Raw genomic sequence first — 24059 nt, 5'->3', positions numbered from 1 at the left:
ATTGAACGTTCAAACGCCCGTCACCGCGCCAACAGCAGGGCAGGCCAGGGCGGTTGGCGGCCCGTCACGCGACCGTCCGGGGCAACGGCGCCGACCGCCGGGGACATTGACACCGGCACTGTCGGCCCCGGCCCCTACCCTCGGGGGCATGACGATTCAGCGCATGGACAACGTCGGCATCGTCGTCGACGACCTCGACGCCGCCATCGCGTTCTTCACCGCACTCGGCATGGAGCTGGAAGGCAGGATGCCGACGGACGGAGAGTGGGCGGGCAAGGTCGTCGGGCTCGACGACATGCGGTGCGAGATCGCGATGATGCGGATCCCGGGCGCCCCGGGCCGGCTCGAACTGGCGACGTACCACACCCCCGTGGCGATCACCCCCGCGCCGGAGGTCCCCCCGGCGAACACGCTCGGCCTGCACCGCGTCATGTTCGCCGTCGACGACATCGAGGACACCCTCGCCCGCCTCCGGCCCCACGGCGCCGTCCTCGTCGGCGAAGTGGCGCGCTACGAGGACAGCTACCTGCTCTGCTACCTCCGCGGGCCGGGCGGGATCATCCTCGGGCTGGCCCAGCAGCTGGGCTGAGCCGAACGGCACGCCCCGGGCCCGGCAGACCGCGTTCGGGCCGAGGCGTCGTCCGCGCGTTCACCTGCCCGGGTCAGGAGCCGGCCGCGGCCAGCGCGACGCTCTCCCAGGCGAACCCGTCCGGGTCCGTGAAGGACGCGGCGCCGGTGCTGCCGAGGACGATCCGGTGCGAGCCGGTGCCCTCGACGGCCACGCCGACCTCCTTCGCCAGCGCGCGGCGCTTGTACAGCGCCAGCTTGACGGCGCCGGGCCCGCCGGCGGTGAACTCGGTGTACTTGCCGCCGAAGCTCCTGGCCACGGTCAGGCCCCGGCCGACGTAGAACTCCCTGGTGGCCTTGACGCCCTCGACGCCGAGCAGCAGGACGACGTCGTCGATCTCGCGGGTGGCCGGGCCGGTGTCCTTCTTCGCCGAGGTCGCGATCTTCCAGGCCGTCCCGTCCGGTGCCTGGACGACGCCGCCGTAGCCCCACAGCGACTTCGCCGCGGGCTTGAGCACCGTGGCCCCGGCGGCCACGGCGTCGGCGATGAAGCCGTCGACGGTGCCCGGCCCGGACACCGTGAGCGCCATGGCGAAGCCCCGGAAGCCGGTGGTCGGCGCCGCGGACTCCCGCAGGCGGACGTGCTGCTCCACGCCGAACGCGGCGTAGAAGCGGTGGGCTGCCCCGGCGTCGGCCACCTCAAGGGTGACGGAGGCGAGGGACGCGGTGGACGCGGTGTTCTCGTTGTTTCCCATGCCCATGACGCTACGGGCGGCCCTGCGGCGGAGGCTTCTCGAATCCTGACCGGTCCCGTGGGTTTCCGGCACCTCCTACGAACCGGCCGCGGCCACCGATCCCGCGAGCTCCAGCATCGCGTCGTTGCCGGCCCTGACCGCGGTCAGCTCCGCTTGGTGCTGCCGGATGAGCTCGTCCTCGTAGGCCGTCTCGACGGTGAACCAGACCCCGACGACGTTCGCCCGGGCCTTGCAGTCGACGTCGGCGGTGGCCGTGGCGATCTCCTCCGCGGACGGCGTGGCGGCGGCCGCCCAGCGGGAGTCCTTGAGGGCGTCCCCGGGCGTGGCGTAGGAGTAGCCGCGGTCCCCCATGCAGCGCGACCAGTCCTGGAAGACGGTCCTGACCCTGGGGTCCGTCATCGAGCGTTCGAAGCCCTCGTAGTTGATCCCCACCGCGACGTCGGCGTCCCGGCCGGTGCCGCCGCGCGAGGTCAGCTCCTTCTGCGCGGCCCCGACGCACCCGCCCGGCGGCAGCCCCTTGCCCCGGAACTCGGTGGCCGATCCCGGGGCGGGCTTCCCGCCCGGTCCGAGGCCCGTACCGAGCACCGTGGTGAGCTCGGCGCCCATCGACGCTCCCCCGCTCGGCTTCCTCGCGCCGCCCGGGTCGGGCGCGTGGTAGCCGTGCACGGAGACGTCGGCGAGTTCGACCGGGTCGTACCGGTGGGCGGTCTGGCTCTGGGACGGCGCCGCCCCGGACCCGGGCGGCCGGGAGTACTCCAGGCCGAACCCCCGTACGCAGCGGGCGACCAGCACGGTCTGCGCCGCGTCGTACTGCCGGAACTGCTCCCCGCTGAGCAGGTAGGCCTCAATGGGCAGGGTCCGGTCGCCCGCCTCGGTCAACCGGGGGACGTCGCCGATCGGTGGCGGGTCCATCGGTGTCAGGGACGCGGACGGCCTGGCGGCGGGCGCGGCGGGGGCCGCGGGTCCGGAGGCGCAGCCGGCGGTGAGAACCAGGGGGACGAGCAGGAGGGCGGCCAGTGAACGGCCGCGGTGGGGGGACGTCATGGCGGGGCTCCTCGGTCGGCTCGGGCGGTACGGGCGGCTCGGTCGGTACGGGCGGCTCGGGCGGTGGAACGCCGACCGGGTGCCGGGTCCCCGACGAGCGGGGGCCCGGCACCCGGTCGGAGCCGGATCAGAGTTCCCAGGCCTGCGAGTGGTTGTTGTTGCGCATGTTGATGGAGCCGCCGTTCCACGGCACGGCGCCCAGGTTGGCCCACGAGTTGTGCGGGATGTACTGGTTCGGGCCGGTGTTGCGGATGCTGTACTCGCGGTAGTAGACGCGGACGTTCCAGTTCTGGTCCATGTTCCACACGGAGGCGGCGTTGTTCATGACGGCCTGGCCGTTGCCGGCCCCGCCGCCGCCGAAGTAGCCGTCGTAGTTGCCGTCCTCGCCCTTGCCGAAGAAGGCACCCTGCAGGTCGGGGCTGTAGTAGACGCACGCGTCGCCGCTGATGCAGCCGCCGGAGCTCGCGAGGGCCGGCGTGGCGGTGCCGAGGAGCACCGTACCGAGGGTGACCGCGGCCAGGGCGGCGGCCGCCATCTTCTTGTTCATCTCACTGCCTTCCGATCGGTGGAGTGGGATCCCCCGCACCCTCGTCCCGGGGCGGGTCGCATCCCTGATCGTGATCAGGCCGTGGTGCTCGGCCCGACGGGAACGACTCTGCGGCAGGAGCGGAGCCGACTTCGAGAGCGGACGGACTGTTTGGAACGTCCAACCCGTTCCCACAGCGCTGAGCTGGGGATTGGGAACGGCACGATCGGACTCCGGATCCCGTGGAACGGCCCTCCGGCAGCAGGCTTCGGTCAGACGCCGGGTGGGATGGGAATGGGAAGTCGGCCCGGCCGACTTCCCGTGCGCTCCGAGGTCCTGATCGACTTCCCTCACCGGGCAGGGCGGCTTGCCCTGTGTTCGGCCCTGTGGGCCGTTCCGGCGGGGCGTGCCCCGTGGGAGCCTGGGTGGTCAGGCTCTGCACGCGATCTCGGGCGAACGGATCTGTCATGCGGCACACCACCGAGTCCCAGCGGAAGGCCGTTCCGGACCGCGAACAGGTCAAGCCCCGCGACGCCGGACGGGCCGGCGGCTCGCCCGGTGCCCTCCAGCGGTCGATCGGGAACGCCGCCGTCGGGCGGATGATCGCGCGCGAGGCGGTACAGCGCGACGCGGACGGCGGCGCCGCGGTGCGGGACGCCGCCGCCGTCGCCGGGCGGGCGAACCGGCGGCTGCCGGGCGACGTGCAGCGGTCCATGGAGAGCGCCTTCGGCACCAGCCTGGACCACGTCCGGGTCTCGGTCGACGAGCGGGCCGCCGCGGGCATCGACGCCCGGGCGTACACCGTCGGCAGCAACATCGTCGTGCAGAACGCGGGCGTCCTGCGCGACGTCGAGACGATGGCCCACGAGATCCACCACACCACCCAGCACGACGCCCCGGCCGGCCTCAGCGACCCGGACGGCAGGTGGGAGCGCGAGGCCGCCGACGTCGGTGCCCGCGTCGCCCGCGGCGCGACCGTCCAGCGCCCGGTCCAGCGCCGAGCGGCCGACGGCCACGAAGGACACGTCCACGGCGCCGCGCTCCAGCGCCGGGTCGGCTTCGAGTTCGAGTCGCAGTGGCGGGTGCGCGACCACAACGACCTCACCGCGCAGGACGAGCAGGCCTACCAGGACGAGGTCACCCGACGCGACGGCATCATCGGCCTGAAGATCCTCCGGAACATGGCCGCGAAGGTCGCCGTCGATCTCCTGGACGAGAACGAGCAGGCCAGGACGCCCAACGAGCTCACGACGGCGTGGATCGCCGAGCTGCCCCGGCAGGGCCCGGCCGACCCGCCGCGGTTCGAGGCGACCGACGCGGGCCGGGCCCGGCTGCAGCGGGCCCGGCAGGAGAAGCCCGACGAGTACGCACGGCACGCGGAGGGCGCCGCCTATCCGCTGATGGCCAACGGCGAGATCCGGGAGACCCCCATCCGCGGCCGGGACGTCCCGAAGATGGGCGTCGTCGGCCGGGGCACGGACTACAAGCTCACCTCGGACGTCAGCCCGACGGGCGGGTCGGCCCTGGAGTGGGTCACCGAGCCGCTCACCACGAAGGACGAACTCCTCGCCGTGATGGGCGAGATCACCCGGGTCTCGGCGGCCCTGGACGCCCGGAAGGACGAGGAGTCCTTCCCGCTCACGGACGTGCAGCTCGGGGGCTTCACGGCGGACGCCGGGATCATGGTCTTCCCGCTGGGCGGCGAGCTGGTCTACGCGCCGCAGATGACCGGCGGCTTCAAGCTGGACGAGCTGCCCCGGCTGGTGAAGTACCTCAACGTGCCGAACAAGAAGCCGTTCACCACCTCCGCTTCCGCCTTCGAGCAGCGGAAGGAGGCCAAGGACGACCTGCACACGGGCTCCCTCGGCGAGGTCGACCAGATCCGCAAGCAGGCGGAGGACCAGGCCAAGCGGCTCGGCAAGGACGTCACCGGCGGCGAGTCCACGGCCGCGCTGGTCGGCCTGGCCACCCTGGTCGGCAGCTACCTGGTGAACGGCGACAGGCTGCCGCCCAAGTCGAACTCGAAGTCGATCGCGGGCGGCCTGATGTCCCGCACGTCCTTCGCCCACAACTTCACCCTGCTGCCCCGCCCGTTCCGCGTCCACTTCCGCGAACACCCCGACCAGTTCGCCGCGTTCGTCCTCCGGGCGGCGGGCTTCGACCCGAGCGACACGCAGGCGCCGGTGTACTCCAACACCGTCGAACACGGCGACGCCGGCGACCGCCGGGAGCGGGCGATCCCCCTGACCCGTCACCAGTGGCTGATGGGCATGCCCACGGGCAAGGACCTCCTGCGGAAGTACACGAACCTGAACACGGCGGAGAAGGCGGACGTGACCCAGGACGACTGGGTGCACATCCACGGCTCCCTCGGCGCGCTGGGCAGCGTCGACGACAGGGTCGGCCCGCTCGGCAAGGAGGAGGTGGCCCTGGTCGCCGAGCTGCGCCGGATGAAGGACGGCCTGCGGACCCCGAACCTCACGCCGCTCACGGTCGCCGCGTTCGACCTGGTCCAGCTGCTGAACGCGGGCAGCTCCCTCAAGTACAAGAAATAACACCGCAGTTGAGCTGTGTGGGGACCCGCTCGATCGAGCGGGTCCCCACACACGTGCCGCCGCCTACGGCACGGGCTGCTGCTGGGTGACGCAGTGGATGCCGCCGCCCTGGTTCCCGAGGTTGTCGATGTTGAGCTGGACGATGGTGCGGCCGGGGAAGAGGCCCTGGAGGACCCTCTTGGCGTTGGCGTCGGCGGTCGTGTCGCCGAACTGGGCCGAGATGACGGCACCGTTGCAGACGTAGTAGTTGGCGTAGGAGTCGACGAAGCTGCTGCTGACCGCGCGGATCAGGTTGTAGTCCGGCGACCGCAGCGCGGTGACCGCGATCGGCGTCCCCTGGGCGTCGGCGGACGAGGACAGGATCTGGTACTGCTGCTGCTCGTCGTTGGACCAGATGTCCGGCGGGTCGGCCGGGTTGGGGGTCTGGACGAGTCCGACGCCGGGGCCGAGGAAGCGCGAGGTGGCATCCACGTGGTCGTCGGTGATGTCCTGGCCGCTGATCCCGTCGAACCAGATGACCTTGCTCGCGCCGTAGGCCGCGCACATGGCCTGTTCGATCTGCGCCTGGGACAGGTTCGGGTTGCGGTCGGGGTTGATGATGCTGCTCCTCGTCGCCATCAGCGTCCCGGCGCCGTCGGTCTCGATGGCGCCGCCCTCGCTGACCAGGCCGGCGGCAGTGAAGGGGAGGCCGAGGTAGGCGGCGACGCGCTGGGCGACGAGGGCGTCGTTGGCGTGCTGCTGGTGGTTGCCCCAGCCGTTGAAGTTGAGGCCGACGGCGTCCAGGCCGCCCGCGCCGTCGGTGCGGAAGACGGCGCCGGTGTCGCGCATCCAGCAGTCGTCGACCGGGATGGAGCCGATGACGGTGACGTTCGGGTTGGTGCAGGCGCGCCTGGCGGCGGCGACGCCGGCCGCGTTGGCGAGGAGGTGGACGGGCTCGTACTTCGCGATGGTGTTGGCGATGAGGGCGATGTTGGCCTGCACGCCGGAGAGCTTGCGCCCGTAGATGGTCGTGCTGTCGGGCCAGGCCATCCAGGTGCGGGTGTGCGGGACGCCGTCGTCCGGAACCGAGAACGCGCCCGCGAGAGCCGGGGCGGCCGGCGCACCACCGCGCGGGGTCGTCGACCGTCCGGCGGCGCGGGCCCGGGGGCCGGTGGCCGCCGTGACGGCGGCGCCGGCGGCGGTCATGGCGGCCGCTGTCAGGAACCGCCGTCTGCTCGGGGTCCATTGGTCGGGGGTCTGATCGCTCATGGGGGATCTCCCGTCAACTCGCCGTGGGGGTAGCGAGGTTGACCGGAAAGCTATAACTGGCCAAGCGCTCGGTCAATTCTTCGCGCAGAAGTCGGGACCGGTGGGGCGCCTGAGTCCGGACGGCCGGATCCGCCGATGTCCCGATGGCCGCTCCCCGGCGGTCGTTACAGTTGCGCCCATGGCGACGCGCGCGAACGACCAGACCCCCTCGGCCGCCGGGGACGCCGGGCGTCGACGTCCCTCGGCCAAGGGCGAGCAGACCAGGGCCCGCCTGATCGCGGCCGCCCGCACCCTCCTGGCCGGCGAGGCCGCCGGGCGCTTCACCACCCGCAACGTGGCCGCCCTGTGCGGGATTTCGCACGGGATGTGCCACTACCACTTCCAGGACAGGACCGACCTGATCGTGGCCGTGATCGAGGACATCCGGCCGGAGTGGATCACCCCGCTGGAGGAGGCGGTCGACCTCCCCGGGAGCTTCACCGAACGCGCCGAGCGCGTGATCGCCCTGCTGACCCGGCCCGAGAGCCCGGACCTCGCACACCTGCACTCGGCGCTGCACTGGCTCGCCCTCAACGACAACCGCATCAGGGAGCGCCTCGACGAGGACTACCGGCGCTGGCGCGCCTGCTTCGTGCGCCTGTTCCGGCTCCTGGCCGACGAACGACGGACCGGCCTCGACGCCAGGCTCCTGGGCGAGACCTTCGCGGCGGCCGTGGACGGCCTGGCCGCCGCCCAGTCGCTCGACCCCGGCACGGAGACGGGGACGGTGCTGCGCACCCTGATGACCGCGCTCACCGCCGCCTGACCTGGCTCGCCCGACCGGGCGCGGAGCCGTTCGGTTCCTTCCTCCGCCCTCCGGGTCAAAGACACCAGTCTCGGCGATCGGGCCTCCCCCGTCAGTCCGGATCGTTCCGGATTCCGCGCCGTGCGGCGGGTGACTACCGTCCCAACCGCTCGACCACCGGGCGGTCCGGACGGGCCGCCGTCACGCGCGTTCCCAGGAGGCCACGTTGACCGCCCAGCACCCCACCCGCAGGAGCATCCTCAGGACCGGCGGCGGGCTCGGCGCCGCGCTGGCGCTGGGCGCCGCCGGCTCGCTCGCCTCGGCGAGTCCCGCGGCAGCGGCCGGCGACGGCTTCGGCCTGAGCATCGTGGACCGCAACGAGAGCGACCCGCGGATGTGGTACTACCGCTTCCGCACCTCGGCGATCGGCTGGAACCCCGCCGTGAACGTGCTGCTGCCGGACGACTACCAGTGGAGCGGGCGCACCTACCCGGTGCTGTACCTGTTCCACGGCGGCGGCAACGACCAGGACTTCATCACCTTCGACCGGGCGGGCGTCCGCGACTGGACCGCCGGCAAGCCGATCATCGTGGTGATGCCGGACGGCGGGCACGCCGGCTGGTACTCCAACCCGGTCAGCTCCAACGCGGGCCCGCGCAACTGGGAGGAGTTCCACATCAACCAGCTGCTGCCCTGGGTCGAGGCCAACTTCCGCACCTACGCCGAGTACGACGGCCGCGCGGTGGCCGGCTTCTCGATGGGCGGCTTCGGCGCGCTGAAGTACGCCGCCAAGTACTACGGGCACTTCGCCTCGGTCAGCGCCCACTCCGGCCCGGCCAGCCTGCGCCGGGACGGCGGCCTGGTGGCGCACTGGGCGAACGCCTCTTCCGCCGCGCTGGACCTGAACGGCGGCACGGTCTACGGCGTGCCGCTCTGGGACCAGGCGCGGGTGAGCGCCGACAACCCGGTGGAGCGGATCGAGAGCTACCGCAACAAGCGGGTCTTCCTGGTGGCCGGCACCAGCCCCAACCCGGTCGACTGGTTCAGCACCGTCAACGAGACCCAGGTCCTGGCCGGGCAGCGCGAGTTCCGCTCCCTGCTCGACGGGGCGGGCATCCCGTACGACGCGCGTGAGGTGCCCGGCGGCCACGAGATCCGGCCGGACATGTTCCGGCAGGACCTGGACGGCATCATCGACCGCCTGCGCAAGGCGTGAGGGCCGCCCCGGTGTTCCCCTCCCTCCTCCGGCGCGCTTCGCGACCCGCACCGGCCCCGGCACCGGCCCCGGCACCGGCCCCGGCCCCGGCCACCCCGCTGCACCGGCTCCTGGTCTCCGCGCTCGCGCTGCTCGGTATGACGGCGGGCCTGACGGTCGGCGTCGGCGCCACGCCGGCGACGGCCGCCACCGGCATCGACCTCTGCGCCGAGGTCGGCTACACCGCGGGCTTCCGGGGTGACGCCCTGGTGACCGCGATCGCCGTCGGCATGGCCGAGTCCAGCTGCAACCCGCTCGCGTCCAACGTCCAGAACAACACTCCGCCGTCCACCGACCGGGGCCTGTGGGAGATCAACAGCTACTGGCACCCCGAGGTCAGCGACGCCTGCGCCTACGATGCCCAGTGCAACGCCAACGCGGCCTACCGCATCTCCAACAAGGGCACCGACTGGGCGCAGTGGTCGACCTACAAGGAGGGCGCACACCTGCGGTACCTGGACGCGGCCCGGGCCGCCGCCGACCGGCTCGGCCACCACGACCCCGGGCCGGCCCCGGTCGTCTACCCGACACAACCCGGCCGGGTCGTCTCGGCGCGCTCGGCGGACGGCCGCCTGGAGGTGTTCGCGGCCGGGGCGAACGGCGTCTCGCACGCCTGGCAGAACAAGGTGAACGGCGACTGGTCCGAGTGGGAGTCCCTCGACGGCCCCGGCGGCGCCCGGCTGACGATCGGCGCGGACGCGGACGGCCGCCTGGAGCTGTTCGCCCTCAACGGCAGCACGCTCCAGCACCGCTACCAGCTCCAGCCCTCCGGCGCCTGGTCGGGCTGGGACACGTTCGGCACCGGCGGCCACAACCTCGCGGTCGGCGCCAACCAGGACGGCCGCCTGGAGGTCTTCGCCTCCGGCCCGGTCGGCGTCTTCCACCGCTACCAGACCGCGCCCAACAGCGGCTGGTCCGGCTGGGAGCCGGCCGGCGGCGGCCCCGCGGACAGCGAGATCGGACTCGGCAAGTCCCCCGACGGACGACTCGAAGTCTTCGCCCTCAACGGCTCCACCTTCCAGCACATGTGGCAGACCGCCGCCAGCGGCGCCTGGTCGGGCTGGGAGGCCTTCGGTGACGGCGGCCACGACCTCACCGTCGACCACAACCAGGACGGCCGCCTCGAAGTCTTCGCGTCCGGCTCCGCCGGCGTCTACCACCGCTACCAGACCAACCCCACCACCTGGTCCGGCTGGGAACCCACCGGCGGGCCGGCCGACTCCCAGCTGACCAGCGAGCACGCGCCGGACGGCCGGGTGGAGGTCTTCGCCATCAACGGCACCACCGCCCAGCACCTGTGGCAGACCGGCGTGAACGCCCCGTACGACAAGTGGGTCGCCTTCGGCGGCCCCGGCACCGAGATCACCGCGGCGGCCAACGCCGACGGCCGCATCGAGGTCTTCGGCTCCAGCGGCGCCGGTGTCCACCACCGCTGGCAGACCGGCTTCTCCACCTGGTCCGAGTGGTCCTGGCTCAACACCACCTCCGGCCCCGCTGTCGGCTGAGGCCGACCTGCGTGTGGTCGCCCGGTCCCCGGCCGTTCCGGGGACCGGGCGTCTCGCGTCGCGGCGTCGGCCTCAGGCGTCAGGCGTCAGGCCTCAGGCCTCAGGCGTGGCACCGCAGCATCGTCAGCGGCGGATTGGCGGCGAAATCGGCCCAGAAGTCCTCGCCGTACTCGCGCACGCCGGCCTCGGAGATCTCCAGGGGCACCCAGGTGATGTCCTTGAATCCGGCCGCGTGCAGCGACCGTTCGTACGTCTCACGGCTGGGCGGGTTCGCGACGAAGGAGATCGGCGGGTCGAGGAGCGCGGTGATCCTCACCCGCGGCCCGATCTCGGTCACCTCGCCGAGCGATTCGCAGAGGAAGCCGTACTTGGCCAGGGACGGCCCGTCGAAACGGTAGTCCGGGTGCTGCACGAAGGCGAAGAACTCGGCCCCGTCCGCGAGGCTGCGGTGGATGTTGCGACACATCCGCTCGATGGTGGCGACGTCGTCGGCGTAGTTGAAGCACTGGACCGCGACCGCGAGGTCGAACCGCTGCTCGTAGACGGGCAGTTCGGCGACGTCGCCGACCTCGTACTCCACGCCCAGCGGCTCCTTGCCCTCCATGGCCCGGGCCGCGCCGACCATCTCGGAGGAGATGTCGACACCGAGGACGCGGGATGCGCCCCGGCGCTTGAACTCCCGGCTGTAGAAGCCGGTCCCGGAGGCCAGGTCCAGGACGGACCTGCCGGTCACGTCGCCCACCAGGGCGAGGAAGCCGGGCACCTCCCCGTAGCGCGTCAGCGGAAGGGTCTTGAAGCCCTCGAACGCCTCGCCGATCTCGTCGTACAGCTGACCGGTCATCATGCTCCCCGTTCGTCCACGGCATCGGCCCTCGTCCGGGCCGAAGCTCCTGCCGGGAAGTCTCGCTTCCGGCCACCGGAGCTCCGTACTGGCGGAAACCACAAATGTGCCGCAGCTACAGCCGCCGTTCTCGTCGCGTTCGCGCCGCGCGGCTGGTCGCCGCTACGGGCCCCGCTCCCGCCCGGCTCGCACTCCGGTCGACCGGCTCGGACTGCGGCGGAAGGTCGCGGCGGCGGACCGGGGAGAGGTGGACCGGCAGGAAGGCCGTCGCGATCAGAGCGCCGCCCACCCACAGCGCGAGGTGGACTCCGGCCAGTTGGCCGATCGCGCCGGCGACCGCGGCGCCGATGGCGAGGGCTCCGGCGGGCAGTCCGATGAGGGGGAAGGCGGCGGTGCCCAGGGCCCCGAGCAGGCCGGCCTGGGCCGGGGTCGCGTCGAGGGCGGAGACGGCGATGAGCGGGACGGCGACGTAGCTGACGCTGGTGGCGAGTTGGCTGAGCGTGGTCGCGGCGAACAGGGTGCGGAAGTCCGGTACGCGCCAGGGGGATGGGGATCGCATGGTCACCTCGCCGCCGCCGGTGCGGGTGCCCGGCGCAGCCGCGTCATCGCCACTCCGGCGAGGACGACGGCCATGCCCGTGAGGGTCCTCGGGCTGACGGGTTCGTCGAGGACGAGCGCGCCCAGCAGGATCGAGACGACGGGCAGCAGGTAGCCCACGGTGGCGGCGTCGGTGGCGCCCTCGCTGGCGATGATGCGGTAAGTGAGGTGGAACGTCACCCCGGTGGCGAGGACCCCGAGCACGGCCGCCGCCATCAGCGGCGTCGCGCCGAGGTGGGTCGGCGGCGCGCCGCCCGCGGGTAGCGTCAGCGCGGTCAGTCCGGTCGCCGCGAGCAGTTGGGCGGCGGAGAGCGAGAGGGTGGGCGTGCCCCGGCCGACCAGGTGGCGCCGCATGTAGGCGAAGGCGACGGCGTAGCTCAGCGAGGCGCCGAGGATGGCGAGCGCGCCCCAGCCCACCGCGTCGCCGTGCTGCCAGGGCGCGAAGATCAACAGTGTGCCGCCGAATCCGAGCAGGAGTCCGCCCAGCCGGAGCGCGCCCGGCCGGCGGTCGGTGCCGAGGGCGAGGCCGATCAGCAGCGACCACAGCGGAGTCGTCGCGTTCAGCACGCCCGCCAGGCCGGAGTCGACGGTCTGCTGGCCGAGGCTGAACAGGGTGAACGGCAGGGCGTTGCAGAAGAACGCGGCCACCACGACGTGCCGCCACGTCGCGGCCGAGCGCGGCAGCCGCAGGCGCCGGGCGAGGCACATCACCACGAGGACGAGGGCCCCCAGGGCGCAGCGGACGACCGTCACCTGAGCCGGACGCAGGCCGTCCAGGGCCAGTCGGATCCACAGGAAGGTGGATCCCCAGAGCAGCGCGAGGACCCCCACGCGTGACCAGTACAGACTTGCGGTTCTCATGGGAGGAACGCTGCCCGGGCCGATTCGACAGCACAAGCGAAAAGATCTTCATCTCCTTTAAGCTGTGCTACATGCTCGATGTGAGGCGTATGCAGGTGCTCCGGGCCGTCGTGAGCAGCGGATCGGTCACCGCTGCCGCGGCCAATCTGGGGTACACCCCCTCGGCCGTGAGCCAGCAGATCGCGGCCCTGGAGCGGGAGGCCGGGACCGCCCTGCTGGAACGGGCCGGCCGGGGCGTGCGGCCGACGGAGGCCGGACGCCTGCTGACCGAACACGCCGCCACCATCAGCCGCAACGTCGCCGAGGCGGAGACGGCCCTGGCCGAACTGCGGGCCGGACGCACCGGGCGGCTCGCCATCCGCTACTTCGCGACGGTCGGGGCCCGGCTGGTGGCGCCCGCCGTCGCCCGGGTGCGCCGGGAACACCCCGGCGTACGGATCGACCTGCGGCTGAACGACCCCGAGGACCCGCTCGGCGAGGTGGCCGACGGCCGGGCCGACCTCGCCCTGGTGATCGGCGGCCCCGAGGCCTCCGTGCCGGGCGTCCGGCTGGTGCACCTGCTCGACGACGCCTACGTGGCGGTCCTTCCCGCGGACCACCCGCTGGCCGCCAAACGCGTCCTCGACCTCGCCGACCTCGCCGAGGAGCCGTGGATCGGCAGCGAGCCGCCCGGCCCCTGCCTGGAACCCGTGCTCCGGGCCTGCGCCGCCGCCGGCTTCAGCCCCGACGTCGTGGTGGACGGCCAGGACCACGCCACCGCCCGGGGTTTCGTCGCCGCCGGCCTCGGCGTGGCCGTGATGCCGAGGCTGGGGCTCACCGGCCGCCACCCCGACGTCGTGGTCCGCCGGGTGCGCCGCCCCGAACCGGTCCGCACCGTCCACGCCGCCGTCCGCGAGACCGCCCTGTCCCACCCGGCGGTGCAGGGCCTGCTCGACGCCCTCCGGGAGGCGGCCGCCCAGCGGTGACGGCCCGGCACCCGACCGCCCCGCGTCCTCGCCACCGCCCTCGCCACCGCCCTTGACCAGCCGGAACACCCGCTGCGCCGACCGAAATCGGATGCCGTCGGCCGGCTGCTGCCCCTAAGATCCGCACCATGGCAACACGACTCGTGCAGATCAACATGAAGGCCCACGACGACGACGCGCTCGGCCGCTTCTGGGCGGAGGCGCTCGGCTGGGGTGTCCACCACGAGGCGCCCGGCGTGACCAACCTCGAACCCGTGGGCTTCGCCTACCCCGACCCCGCGGCCGTCTGCATCGACATCATCGCCCGCCCGGAGCCCAAGACGGCGAAGAACCGGGTCCACGTCGACCTGGCCACCACCTCGGCCGCCCACCAGGCCGAGCTGGTCGCGCGCCTGAAGGACCTCGGCGCGACGCTCGCCGACGTGGGCCAGGGCGAGGTCCCCTGGACCGTCATGGCCGACCCCGAGGGCAACGAGTTCTGCGTCCTGGAGCCCCGCGAGGTCTACCGGGACACCGGGCCGATCGCCGCGGTGGTGGTCGACTGCGCCGACCCGCGCGAGATGGCGCGGTTCTGGGGCGGGGCGACGGACTGGACGCTGCACGAGGTCGCCGACGACCACGCGACCATGCGCTCCTCCCAGGGCGTCGGCCCCTACCTGGAGTTCATCCGCACCCCCGACACCAAGAGCGGGTGGAACCGCGTCCACCTCGACGTCAGCCCCTACCGCGGTGACGACGTGGCGGCGGAGGAAGCCCGGCTGCGCGCCCTGGGCGCCACCGACCCCGGCATCGACCAGTCCGTCATCTCCTGGAGGATCCTGACCGACCCGGAAGGCAACGAGTTCTGCCTCCTCAGCCCCCGTTGACCCTGAGGGAGGCGTGAACGAGGGCGAGCGCCGCGTCGCGGCGAGGACCGCTCGGCCGGTCCGGCCGCGGGCGTGACGATCCGGTGACACGGAATGCTCCATTCCGTCGACTCTCCGGACTAACTTCGATCGTGTACGCCGCCCGCGGTCACCGTTCGGACCGGGCGGGCAACGGGCGTGCTCCCACCCGTACTTCGCGCAGGAGAAACCCGCATGTCCTTCCTGACGATCCGTCGCGTCCCCGCCGTCCGCACGCTGGCCGGCACCGTCCTGTCCGCCGCCCTGCTGGTCCCCGCCGCGACGGCGTGCAGCAGCACGTCCACCGTGCAGGGCGGCGCGACGCCCAGTGCCACGCCCAGCGCCACCGTCGCCACCACGCCCACGGCTTCCACTTCCGCCTCTGCGGCTGCCCCGGCCTCCACGCCTGCCTCCGCTTCGACCGGCTCTCCGACCGGCTCGCCGGCGGCACCGCCCGGCGCCAAGCACACGACCCCGCCCGCCGCCCCGGGCAAGGGGACCTCCCCCGCCGGCGGCCAGACCCTGCCGGACGGCAGCAAGGCCGAGATCCAGAAGCTCGGCGAGCTGCACTACGTCGCCAAGATCGTCCACGACGGTCAGGTCTACGGCACCCTGGAGGCGAACGGACACGACGCCGGGGTCGACGCCAACGACATGTTCGTCGTGCTCTCGATGGACGGCACGGTGCACGCCTGGATGGGCGGCTCGCACAAGGGCCCGGGCACCTTCAAGCTCGCCGGCGGCTGGACGGCCAAGGTCACCAAGCTCGGCGAGCTCCACTACCGCGCGGACATCCTCGGCCTGGACGGCGCGGTGAACGGCACGTTCGAGGCCGACCAGCACGACGCCGGGCTCGACGCCAACGGCGTGTACATCGTGCTCGGCATCGGCGGGGAGATCAGCGCCCACGAGTGACAGCACGAGTGGCATCGGGAAGACACCGACGTCCGAGCCGTCCACAAGGCCCGGTCTCAGTCCGCCGGTTCGGGTTCCCTGGCCTCGACCCTGGCACTCGTGGTGACGAAGTACGAGTCCTGGTCCTCCAGGTTCGCCGCGGTCTGCTCGCCGATGTACAGGTCGAGGTGTTTGGCGTCGTCGCAGCCGATGCTGCAGAGGTCGTCGACGCGCCAGTCCGCGGACTTCACCCGGGCACAGGTGTCCGGGGCGAGTCCCCGGCCGCAGTCGACGACGTGGATCCGGGTGCCCGGTGACAGCTGGTTGGCGGCGACGGACTGCCAGGGCACCAGCGGGTTCTCGTGCGAGCCGACGGGTGGCCGGTCGGTCGCGAAGTAGCAGTGCCGGGTGAAGTCCCAGCCGAGGTAGTCCCCGCGGGCGGTCCTGCCGAACCCCTCCAGGCCGACCCGGTCGAGGTAGTCGGCGGGGTAGCCGTCCGGCAGGCTCTGGCCGGCGCAGACCTGGTCGCGGATGCTGCGCCGGGGGCCGTGGTAGTAGACCTCGCTGGGCGTGAAGTAGACCGTGAGGGTGTATCCGTCCTGGGTGGGCTGGTTGACCCGCGGGAGGTCGATGGTGTTCAGCCTGTGGTCGAGTTCCAGGCCGGCGGCGGCCACGGCCGCGACGACCAGCAGGCCGCAGACCAGGCGCACCGCCCTTCTGCCGCGCCCGCCGCGCGGGCGGCCCGCGGGTGGTCGCGGCGTGGTGACGTCCTGGACTGCGGTCATGGTGAGGTCCATTCGTAGGGGCCGGGGTGACGGCTTCCGACGGCCGGCCACCCGCGCGGTGCGGACCGACGTGGTGCCGACGCCCGGTACGCCGTCACGATGGCACGGGCCTTCGGCCCGGCGAGCGCCGAATCGGACCGTGCCACACGGAAGTTGCCCCGTTCGACGTACCTCCGTCCACCTGTGGTGCTTCGGCTCGTCCCTTCGGGGGAACACCCGCGTGCCCCCGACGGAAGCCGTTCAAGATCTCTAGCATGCGGTGGCGTGACCGATGCGCTCCTGAGCCCGCCGCCCGGCGAGGCCTCCCCTCCCGTGTTCGACGACCCCCGCGGCCACCGCCGTACGGCCGTGATCGCCGTCGGCGTCCTGGTGTCCCTCGGCTGCCTGGGCCTGCTCGCAGTGGCCGGCGGAGTCCTGTACGCCGATCCCCGCGCGCCGGCGGCGAACGCCCCCGGTGCCGGTCCCACGGGTGCCCCGCGGTGAGGGCGGTCACGCCCCGCGGGCACTGGTGGGTCCTGGCGGGTGTCCTGGCAGTGTTCCTGCTGACGCTGTTCCTGACGACCTCGGTGCTCCGGGGTGTCGGTGCGGCGGGCACCACCCAGAGCCGGGGACCGGACGACCGCGTGCCGGGGTCCGTGTCGGGCGGCGGGCCCGTGGTCGACGTGCGCAACGGTGCGCCGGTCAGCTCGGGCGTGCTCCCGGGGACGGTGGCGCTGACCTTCGACGACGGGCCGGACCCGACCTGGACGCCGCAGGTCCTGCGGCTGCTGGCCGCCAAGCAGGTGCCGGCGACGTTCTTCGTGATCGGCGAGCACGTGGCCGAACACCCCGAACTGGTCCGCGCGGAGACGGCCGCGGGACACGAAGTGGGCCTGCACACCTTCACCCACGCCGACCTGTCGACCGCGCCGGTCTGGCAGGTCCACGTGGAGCTCGCCGCGAGCCGCGCCGTCCTGGCCGGGGCCGTCGGCCGGAGCACCACGCTGCTGCGACCGCCGTACTCCTCGATGCCGGACGCCGTCGACAACCGGGACTGGCGAGCGGTGCAACGCACCGCCGCCCTCGGCTACCTGACGGTCCTGTCCACGCAGGACAGCCTCGACTGGGAGGCCACCGACGCCGACGACGTCGTACGCCGGGCCGTGCCGCCCGAAGGGCAAGGGGCGGTCGTCCTCATGCACGACGGCGGCGGTGACAGGTCCCGCACGGTCGCGGCCCTGGGACGGTACATCGACACGCTCAAGGCGCGGGGGTACCGCTTCACCACCGTCTCCCAGGCGGTCGGTCTGCCGCCCCAGGCGACCCCGGCGCCGCGGCTCGACCGCTGGTACGGCACCGCGCTGATCCTCGCGCTCCAGGCCGCCGTCGCCCTGCCCGCCGCGACGGCCTGGCTGCTGGGCGGGGCGGCGCTGCTCACCGCCGCCCGGCTGTTGCTGCTCGCCACGGCGGCGGCCGCGCACCGGAGGCGGACCGCCGCACGGGCACCGGTCCGCCCGGCGGCAACGCCACCGGTTTCCGTCGTCGTCCCCGCGCACAACGAGGAGGCGACCATCGCCGCGTGCGTGCGCGCCCTGCTGGCGGGCGGCCGCCCCGACGTCGACGTGGTCGTCGTCGACGACGGCTCGACCGACGGCACCGCGGCAGCGGCCCGAAGCGTCGACGACCCCCGCGTCCGCGTCGTGACCCAGCCCAACCGGGGCAAACCCGCGGCCCTCAACTCCGGTGTCGCGCACGCCGCGCACGACGTGATCGTGATGGTCGACGCGGACACCGTGCTCGCCCCCGGCGCGGTGGCGCGCCTGACCGCCGCCTTCGCGGACCCGCGCGTCGGCGCGGTCGCCGGCAACACCAAGGTCGCCAACCGCACCGGGCTGCTGCCGCTGTGGCAGCACCTGGAGTACGTCATGAGCTTCGGCCTGGAACGCCGGCTGTTCGACCTCTTCGGCGCCGGTCCCACCGTCCCGGGGGCCATCGGGGCGTTCCGGCGGTCGGCACTGGACGCCTGCGGAGGCATCAGCGCCGACACCATCGCCGAGGACACCGACATCGCCATGGCCCTGTGCCGGGCGGGGTGGCGCGTCGTCCACCGCAGCGACGCCCACGCCTACACGCACGTGCCCACGACCGTACGGGAGTTGTGGCACCAGCGGTACCGCTGGGCCTACGGCACCCTGCAGTCCGTCTGGAAGCACCGGCACGCCGTCGGGGAACCCGGTGTGGCCGGCCGCCTCGGCCGCCGCACACTCCCCTACCTGGTGCTCTTCCAGCTCGCGCTCCCGCTCACCGCCCCGTTCCTGGACGCCGCCGCGCTCTACGGGCTGGCCCTGGGCACGAGCCCTGCGCCGGTATCCACCTGGGTGGCCTTCTGCCTCGCCCAACTCGCCCTCGCCGCCTACGCCCTCCGCCAGGACCGGGAGAGCCTGCGCCACCTGTGGCTCGTGCCCCTCCAGCAGACCCTCTACCGCACCGCCCTGTGCCTGGTCACCATCCACGCCCTGGTCAGCGCGGCACTCGGCGCCGGCCCGCAGTGGCAGCGGAACCACCCGAGGGCGCAGACGGAAGCGCGGGCGGTCCCGGCACCGGTGTAGCCCGCCGGACGGCCCTCACCCCCGGAGGTACCTGCACCAGGGTCAGCAACACGCGAACCTCCAACCGGAGTGCCCTCACACCCGGAGGTACCAGCCGCGGGACGAGAGCAGCCGCGCGAGCGGCACGTAGAACAGCAGCAGCCACAGCACCGCCCACACGACGCTCGCCAGCGGTGCGGGCATCCACGGGGCGAGGCCGGCTTCGGGGAGGACGCTCCACACCGTCCCCTCCTCGCCGTGGTACCGGAGTGGGAGGTAGTCCAGTGTGTCCGTGACGAGTTCGGAGAGGACGTAGAAGAACAGCGGATTGCGGCCGAGGGCCACCAGTGTGTCGCCCACGGGCGCGAGTCCGCGACGGACGGCGGTGGTGCTCCGCGCGGCCGGCGCGGCCGACGCGTGCGGGCTGTCCGGCGAGGGCCACAGCCCGCCGTCGAACGCCAACAGCACCAGGCCGAAGCCGGCGGTCATGATGCCGATGCTCACGAGGGCGTACGACGGGGTCCACAACTGCTTGCCGATCGGGATGACCTGACCCAGTGCGAGGCCGGCCCCGACGCACGCCACCCCGACCCCGGTCAGCAGGGACACTCGCCCGCGCACGCCACCGGCCGTGTCGTAGCGCCGCTTGTTCCGGATGATGTCCATGCCGACGACCAGGCCCGCCCAGCAGTTGACCACGGCCACCAGCGTCGACACGAGGCCCTCCGGGTCGAACCTGCCGCCGTCGAAGTTGTGCTCGACGCCCCACAGACCCGTGTCGACGTAGGCCTCCAGCGAACAGTCCGGCGTCAGCGCGCGGACGTCGGCGCATCCGGACCAAGGGTTGTGGAAGGTGTACGTCGCCACGATCCAGACGGCGACGCACACGACGGGGAACCCGCCCAGCAGGAACCCGCGGGTGAGGACCCGGACCACGGGGCGGTGCGCACCCCCGATGACCTCCGGGCCGGCGGCGGGCCGCACCGACCAGGCGCACGTGACGTACAGCAGCGACACCGCGAGGTACACGACGGCCAGTCGCTGCAGCACACCGACGAACCGCAGGTGCTCCAGCACCTCCCGCAGGAACGGAAACGCGTTGAGGAACATGCCGATCGCGTACAGCAGGACGGTTCGGCGAACGATGCGCGGCAGGAACCGCCGTCCACCCGGCCCCCTCGGGTCCGAGGGGCGGAGCAGGGCCGACATGGACACCGGCACCGCCATGCCCAGGATGAACAGGAACCCGGGAGCGACCAGGTCGGCGACCGTCAACCCGAAGCCCTTCGCGTGCAGCAGGGCGGGAGCCGCGATCTCCGCCACCTGGCTGCCGATGAGGATGCGCAGCACGACGAGGGTGCCGCGAAACGCGTCCAGCGCCTTGAGGCGGCGGACGGCTCCGGCGGTCGGGCCCTCCGCGACCGGCACTCCTGGAACGGTCGTACTCGGGGCCGGTTCCATCTCCCGCCAACTCCCGATTCGCTCGACGGCCGCAGGCATCAACTCTGCTACGGCAACGAGCCCGCGGGTGGGAGGGACACGGCGAGGCCGCCCTGCCACACGGGGCGGGGCGGCCTCTCCCTACATCGTCATCGGTCCCTCGGCGGGACGTGTCACCAGCTGAAGTAGCCGTGCGACATCCAACCGGTGACGCCGCTGTCGACGTCGTAGACCAGGTCCCACTGGCCGTCACCGGACACGTCGCGGTGCGCCAGGCGCTGGCCGGTGTAGCAGAGGCCGAGGATCGCGCCCGAGGTGCTCGGGTCGGAGCGGAGGCGGACACCGTCCCCGGTGCAGTGGCCGTAGACGTCGTCGGCGTAGGCAGGCGTGGCCAGCGTAGCGCCGCCGATGGCGACCGCGACCGCGAGGCCGACCGCTGCCATGGTGCGCTTCCCCCGTGCTGCGAAAGACACAGTTTCTCCTCAATGAACCATGTAACGCCAAGTCAGATGATCTTGGCGCCAGAGAACATAACATGTTCATGATCTTCAAAGGGCGGCGAGAAGGCTCTGATTGACGGATCATCACACTCCTTCACACCCCCTCCCCACCAAGGCGGTAGACGGTGATGCCGCCGCCGCTGCGGACCGGGGCGTACCTGGCCTGGCGGGGGCGAGCGCGCGAACGGCGTCGGCCTCCTGCCGCGCGGGGAAGAGTCCGTCCTGCGGCCGGTCGTACGCGGCGACCCACTCGGGCCTCACGCCGGGCCCGCCGGGGTAGCGGGGGAAGAGGTAGACCTCGGCGCGGGCGGTCAGTTGGGGGGCGAGCCCGTTCGCGGCGGCGACCCGGGCGCCGTCCGGGATCCGGCGCAGGACGTCCCGGACGGTGTCGGCCGTCGCGTCGGACTGCCAGGTAGCCGGCCGGCCGAGTGCACCGAGGGGCTGGGTGGGCAGGGTGACCGCGGTGACCGCGAGTGCGGCGCCGACCAGGCCCACCTCACCCGCACGCTCCGCCGCCACCTCGGCCACACCCCGACCGCCCTGCGCCGTCTACTGGCACCGGCGGAGGCGAGCCGGGTCGGGTGACGGCCCGGCGACCGGCCGGCCGCGCGGCCGGAGCGTGCACTCAGCGCCCGTGCTCGGTCGAGGGGACGCCTCGGGAGAGCGGGAAGCCCATCCGGTTCACCACCGGCGTCATCGGCCCGCACACCACCTGCGCGTAGCAGGTCGCCGACCGGGCCGGTTCGCCCCCGTTCCGCGGCGCGTTGGGGGCCGGCGACGGCGCGCGTTCGGTGCGGCGCGCCCCGGGCGTGCGGTGGCGGGGCGTCGGCGCGGCCCCGGCCGTCACCGCCCCGCCACGCGCGTGCGGCACCCCGCGCACGCGTGGACACCGCGGGCGCCGTAGCGGTGGATCGGCGACCCGCACCCGGCGCACGGACCGACCTGCCACGCCTCGCAGCCGTGCGCGACGGCGGCGGCTTCGCGCTGGGGCTCGGTCACGACGAGCCTGCGCTCCTGGCGGGGCACTCTGAACAGTCTCTCGGGGACCTCGTCGAGCGTGTGCAGGCCGGCGCCCGCGGAGTTCCCGTGCCGGGGGCGGGGGTCGTCGAAGGTGAAGGTCTCCTCGCCGTAGCGGCAGGTCGGGTCGAGCGCCTGGCGGGTGTAGGTGATCCCGGCGTCGGGGGCCGGCTGATCGACGGCGCCTTCCTCCTCGTCGTCCGGACCGAAGGCCTCGTGCCACCGGTCCCGGTCGGCCGCGGGCACCCACATCCGTGAGACGGAACGCGGGTCGCTCTGGCTCGGCACCCGCATCGGCACGAACTCGCCGTCGGCACTGGCCACGACGAGCTCGTCGACCTCGGTGGGCGGCTTGGCCGGCAGGCACAGCGCCGGGAGGTACCACCCGGTGTGGAAGCGATTGCAGAAGCTCCCGTTGACCGGGCAGGGCCGCTCGCTGCTCGGCAGGCACTTCCACTGCTGCAGGTGCCGCACCCCCGCGCGGACCACCATCGCGAGCGAGGAGGCGATCTCCCGCCAGCCGAAGTTGTCGACCCGGGCCCACGGCGCCCGCTCGACGGCGGCGGACCGATCGGTGTCGGTCACCCACAGCGGGACGATCCCGTGCTCCGCGGCCCTGCGGGAGCGCCGGCGCACCGTCTCGGCGCTGATGGGCGCGTACTGGGCCTCCCAGCCGATCCGCAGGCCCGACTCGCCGGTGACGAGGACGTCGGTGCGGATCCGGCCGTCGGCCGCCCGCGCCTCGACCTCCGCGCGCAGGCCGTGACGCTCCGCCGCGCGCGCGATGCGTTCCTTCATCGCGTCCTGCTTCGCGCTCTCCTCGGCGGTGGGAATGTGACGCACCGGAAGGTGGGCGGCCACCCACACGGTACGGCCGCCGACGGTTCTCCGGCGGATCGTCATCCAGGGAGCACGATCGTCCTCCTCGGCCTGGCAATAGCCGTCGCGGTGGTGCTCAAGGCACTCCAGCAACTCGCGCTCGCGCCGGTCGATCGGAGCGGTGATCTCCGCCAGCAGGCCGGGCCGGTCGGGATGTCCGAGGTCGGGCAGGGTCAGGTTGATCTCGATGCCGTACGCGGTGTGGAAAACGCCGTTCGCCATATCCGGAGAGTAGAAAGGGCGACCGGAAATTTGAATACCGCCGCGAATGTTTAAATCGGCGGGACAATACCGGGAAATGCGCCGGGGCCGGCCGCGGTCACTCGTCGAGTGCTGCGGCCGGCGGCACGGCCGAGCCGGAGATCCGCGACGTTGTTCGTCTCCGGCGTCCACGCCGCGTACAGATCCCCCTCCTTCACCCACGCCGCACCGTCGTTGAACCTCACCCCGATCCAGTTCCCCGACAAACGCAGCCGCTTCACGCCATTCGTCTCATCCACCCAACTCCCCGCCGGACCACCGTCCTTCACCACCGCACGCCCATCCGTGGTCAGGACGCCGAGCCAACTCGAAGTGATGACAACTCTGCAGACCTTCCGGCGCGCGAGCCCGGACACTGCCAGGATCGGCGCACCGACCACGACAGCTCCTGCCCCGCACACAGCCCACCGGCCCGAAGGAGTCCCGCCTTGAGCCTGCCCGCCGATGTCCCCGACGCCGCCGTCCGCCTGCACGCCTGGTCGATCCCGGAGCGGGAGTACGCGCGCCAGGAGGAGCGCCGCGGCAGCCGGCACGCCTACACCCGGCTCGATCCGGTCCGCACCGCCCTGGTGGTGATCGACATGGTGCCGTTCTTCGACGGGCCGTACGCCCGCGGCGTCGTCCCGCAGATCCAGGCCCTGGCGGACGCCCTGCGGCGCGCCGGCGGCCTCGTGGCCTGGGTGCTGCCGGGGGCGGGTGGGCCGACGGCGGCCCGCGAGGAGTTCTACGGGCCCCGGGTCGCCGAGCTCTACCGGACCTCCGGGGGCAGCGGCCCGCTCGCCGGGCGCCTGCGGCCCGAGTTCACGGTGGACGAGGAGCGGGACCTGATCGTCGAGAAAGACGCGATCAGCGCCTTCTTCCCCGGCTTCTGCCCGCTGCCCGGTCTGCTGGCCGAGCGCGGCATCGACACCGTGCTGGTATGCGGGGTCGTGACCGACGTGTGCGTGGCCGGGTCGGCGCGCGACGCCTTCACCCTCGGCCTGCGCGTGGTCGTGGTGGCCGACGGAACGGCGACCCGCAGCGACGAGGTCCACAACGCCACCTTGCTGACCCTGTACCGGTCCTTCGCCGACGTGCGCCCCACCGCCGAGGTCCTCGACCTGATCGGGGCGGGGTACCCGGGACCTTCCGTCGCCGCCGCACCGGAGGCCGGCATGACGCCGTGAAGCGGGTCGGGTTCGACGACCCGGGCGTACGCACAGCGGCCCCGGGCCGGGCCGTGCCACATCGGCCGCATGCCGGCCGGGGACCCGGAGTTCCGGCACAGGGCCGTCCACCGCACCCACAGGCTGCGCACCGCCCCGGTCGTCACTCGCCCGGGTGACAACG

At 73.0% G+C, this 24059-nt stretch carries 24 protein-coding genes; 11 read left to right on the top strand and 13 right to left on the bottom strand.

Going from position 1 to position 24059, the window contains the following annotated elements; translation table 11 throughout:
* Positions 1 to 148: 148 nt before the first annotated feature.
* Positions 149 to 589, top strand: a complete 441-nt coding sequence (locus ACFXDE_RS04550; RefSeq protein WP_380447528.1) for a VOC family protein — start codon at positions 149 to 151, stop codon at positions 587 to 589.
* A gap of 73 nt (positions 590 to 662) precedes the next feature.
* Here ACFXDE_RS04550 and ACFXDE_RS04545 read toward each other — a convergent pair whose 3' ends face one another.
* From ACFXDE_RS04545 to ACFXDE_RS04535, 3 genes are all read right to left on the bottom strand, one after another.
* On the bottom strand, positions 663 to 1322 hold the full coding sequence (locus ACFXDE_RS04545; RefSeq protein ID WP_380490821.1) for a glyoxalase: 660 nt from the start codon (positions 1320 to 1322) through the stop codon (positions 663 to 665).
* A gap of 75 nt (positions 1323 to 1397) precedes the next feature.
* Positions 1398 to 2366, bottom strand: coding sequence for a hypothetical protein (locus tag ACFXDE_RS04540; RefSeq protein ID WP_380490818.1), 969 nt, complete (start codon positions 2364 to 2366; stop codon positions 1398 to 1400).
* Between the two features lie 127 nt (positions 2367 to 2493).
* Positions 2494 to 2913, bottom strand: coding sequence for a peptidase inhibitor family I36 protein (locus ACFXDE_RS04535; protein WP_380447531.1), 420 nt, complete (start codon positions 2911 to 2913; stop codon positions 2494 to 2496).
* A 446-nt stretch (positions 2914 to 3359) separates the two neighbouring features.
* On the opposite strand from ACFXDE_RS04535, the gene ACFXDE_RS04530 reads away from it, so the two are divergent.
* Positions 3360 to 5447, top strand: a complete 2088-nt coding sequence (locus ACFXDE_RS04530) for a DUF4157 domain-containing protein (protein ID WP_380490815.1) — start codon at positions 3360 to 3362, stop codon at positions 5445 to 5447.
* A 63-nt stretch (positions 5448 to 5510) separates the two neighbouring features.
* Here the strand turns inward: ACFXDE_RS04530 and ACFXDE_RS04525 are convergent, their stop codons facing one another.
* The gene (locus ACFXDE_RS04525) at positions 5511 to 6695 is read right to left on the bottom strand and encodes an agmatine/peptidylarginine deiminase (protein ID WP_380490813.1); all 1185 of its coding nucleotides are present in this window, start codon (positions 6693 to 6695) and stop codon (positions 5511 to 5513) included.
* Positions 6696 to 6873: 178 nt separating this feature from the next.
* Here ACFXDE_RS04525 and ACFXDE_RS04520 point away from each other — a divergent pair, with 178 nt between their 5' ends.
* The 3 genes from ACFXDE_RS04520 to ACFXDE_RS04510 all read left to right on the top strand — a co-directional run bounded on the left by ACFXDE_RS04520 (position 6874) and on the right by ACFXDE_RS04510 (position 10239).
* A complete protein-coding gene (locus ACFXDE_RS04520) occupies positions 6874 to 7500 on the top strand; it encodes a TetR/AcrR family transcriptional regulator (protein WP_380490811.1) in 627 nt (208 codons plus the stop codon).
* 205 nt (positions 7501 to 7705) lie between these two features.
* Complete coding sequence (locus ACFXDE_RS04515) at positions 7706 to 8695, top strand: alpha/beta hydrolase (protein ID WP_380447538.1); 990 nt, start codon at positions 7706 to 7708, stop codon at positions 8693 to 8695.
* A 137-nt stretch (positions 8696 to 8832) separates the two neighbouring features.
* The gene (locus tag ACFXDE_RS04510; RefSeq protein ID WP_380490872.1) at positions 8833 to 10239 is read left to right on the top strand and encodes a hypothetical protein; all 1407 of its coding nucleotides are present in this window, start codon (positions 8833 to 8835) and stop codon (positions 10237 to 10239) included.
* Positions 10240 to 10339: 100 nt separating this feature from the next.
* Here the strand turns inward: ACFXDE_RS04510 and ACFXDE_RS04505 are convergent, their stop codons facing one another.
* The 3 genes from ACFXDE_RS04505 to ACFXDE_RS04495 all read right to left on the bottom strand — a co-directional run bounded on the left by ACFXDE_RS04505 (position 10340) and on the right by ACFXDE_RS04495 (position 12538).
* Positions 10340 to 11080 carry a class I SAM-dependent methyltransferase gene (locus tag ACFXDE_RS04505; protein WP_380443156.1) on the bottom strand — a complete coding sequence of 247 codons (741 nt, stop codon included), beginning with the start codon at positions 11078 to 11080 and terminating at the stop codon, positions 10340 to 10342.
* A gap of 115 nt (positions 11081 to 11195) precedes the next feature.
* Positions 11196 to 11639: a hypothetical protein gene (locus ACFXDE_RS04500; RefSeq protein WP_380490809.1), complete on the bottom strand. Its 444-nt coding sequence runs from the start codon at positions 11637 to 11639 to the stop codon at positions 11196 to 11198.
* Positions 11640 to 11641: 2 nt separating this feature from the next.
* Positions 11642 to 12538, bottom strand: coding sequence for a DMT family transporter (locus ACFXDE_RS04495; RefSeq protein ID WP_380490807.1), 897 nt, complete (start codon positions 12536 to 12538; stop codon positions 11642 to 11644).
* A gap of 71 nt (positions 12539 to 12609) precedes the next feature.
* Here ACFXDE_RS04495 and ACFXDE_RS04490 point away from each other — a divergent pair, with 71 nt between their 5' ends.
* From ACFXDE_RS04490 to ACFXDE_RS04480, 3 genes are all read left to right on the top strand, one after another.
* Positions 12610 to 13503: a LysR family transcriptional regulator gene (locus ACFXDE_RS04490; RefSeq protein ID WP_380490806.1), complete on the top strand. Its 894-nt coding sequence runs from the start codon at positions 12610 to 12612 to the stop codon at positions 13501 to 13503.
* A 128-nt stretch (positions 13504 to 13631) separates the two neighbouring features.
* Positions 13632 to 14369 (top strand): VOC family protein, encoded by a 738-nt coding sequence (locus ACFXDE_RS04485; protein WP_380490804.1) that lies wholly within the window; start codon positions 13632 to 13634, stop codon positions 14367 to 14369.
* Positions 14370 to 14582: 213 nt separating this feature from the next.
* Positions 14583 to 15302 carry a hypothetical protein gene (locus ACFXDE_RS04480; RefSeq protein ID WP_380490802.1) on the top strand — a complete coding sequence of 240 codons (720 nt, stop codon included), beginning with the start codon at positions 14583 to 14585 and terminating at the stop codon, positions 15300 to 15302.
* 56 nt (positions 15303 to 15358) lie between these two features.
* Here ACFXDE_RS04480 and ACFXDE_RS04475 read toward each other — a convergent pair whose 3' ends face one another.
* Positions 15359 to 16066 (bottom strand): hypothetical protein, encoded by a 708-nt coding sequence (locus tag ACFXDE_RS04475; protein WP_380490800.1) that lies wholly within the window; start codon positions 16064 to 16066, stop codon positions 15359 to 15361.
* A 264-nt stretch (positions 16067 to 16330) separates the two neighbouring features.
* On the opposite strand from ACFXDE_RS04475, the gene ACFXDE_RS04470 reads away from it, so the two are divergent.
* Together ACFXDE_RS04470 and ACFXDE_RS04465 are read left to right on the top strand one after the other, a co-directional pair.
* Complete coding sequence (locus tag ACFXDE_RS04470; protein WP_380443138.1) at positions 16331 to 16549, top strand: hypothetical protein; 219 nt, start codon at positions 16331 to 16333, stop codon at positions 16547 to 16549.
* Complete coding sequence (locus tag ACFXDE_RS04465) at positions 16546 to 18654, top strand: bifunctional polysaccharide deacetylase/glycosyltransferase family 2 protein (protein WP_380490797.1); 2109 nt, start codon at positions 16546 to 16548, stop codon at positions 18652 to 18654. The genes ACFXDE_RS04470 and ACFXDE_RS04465 overlap by 4 nt, the downstream gene beginning before the upstream one ends.
* A 75-nt stretch (positions 18655 to 18729) precedes the next feature.
* Here the strand turns inward: ACFXDE_RS04465 and ACFXDE_RS04460 are convergent, their stop codons facing one another.
* The 5 genes from ACFXDE_RS04460 to ACFXDE_RS04440 form a co-directional block, all read right to left on the bottom strand.
* Complete coding sequence (locus ACFXDE_RS04460; RefSeq protein WP_380490795.1) at positions 18730 to 20061, bottom strand: acyltransferase family protein; 1332 nt, start codon at positions 20059 to 20061, stop codon at positions 18730 to 18732.
* Between the two features lie 185 nt (positions 20062 to 20246).
* Entirely contained in the window at positions 20247 to 20516 is a 270-nt protein-coding gene (locus ACFXDE_RS04455; protein ID WP_329925605.1) for an SH3 domain-containing protein, read from the bottom strand.
* Positions 20517 to 20657: 141 nt separating this feature from the next.
* Entirely contained in the window at positions 20658 to 21092 is a 435-nt protein-coding gene (locus tag ACFXDE_RS04450; protein WP_380490793.1) for a hypothetical protein, read from the bottom strand.
* A gap of 324 nt (positions 21093 to 21416) precedes the next feature.
* Complete coding sequence (locus ACFXDE_RS04445; RefSeq protein WP_380490791.1) at positions 21417 to 22691, bottom strand: hypothetical protein; 1275 nt, start codon at positions 22689 to 22691, stop codon at positions 21417 to 21419.
* Between the two features lie 50 nt (positions 22692 to 22741).
* A complete protein-coding gene (locus tag ACFXDE_RS04440) occupies positions 22742 to 23110 on the bottom strand; it encodes a hypothetical protein (protein ID WP_380490789.1) in 369 nt (122 codons plus the stop codon).
* A gap of 48 nt (positions 23111 to 23158) precedes the next feature.
* Between ACFXDE_RS04440 and ACFXDE_RS04435 the strand changes: the two genes are divergently transcribed.
* A complete protein-coding gene (locus tag ACFXDE_RS04435) occupies positions 23159 to 23896 on the top strand; it encodes an isochorismatase family protein (RefSeq protein WP_380490787.1) in 738 nt (245 codons plus the stop codon).
* The last annotated feature ends 163 nt before the right edge of the window (positions 23897 to 24059 follow it).

Source organism: Kitasatospora sp. NPDC059408 (genome assembly GCF_042751525.1).
GTDB lineage: Bacteria > Actinomycetota > Actinomycetes > Streptomycetales > Streptomycetaceae > Kitasatospora.
The sequence above is the reverse complement of the archived record's forward strand: the minus strand, read 5'-3'. Positions and strand labels throughout refer to the sequence as shown.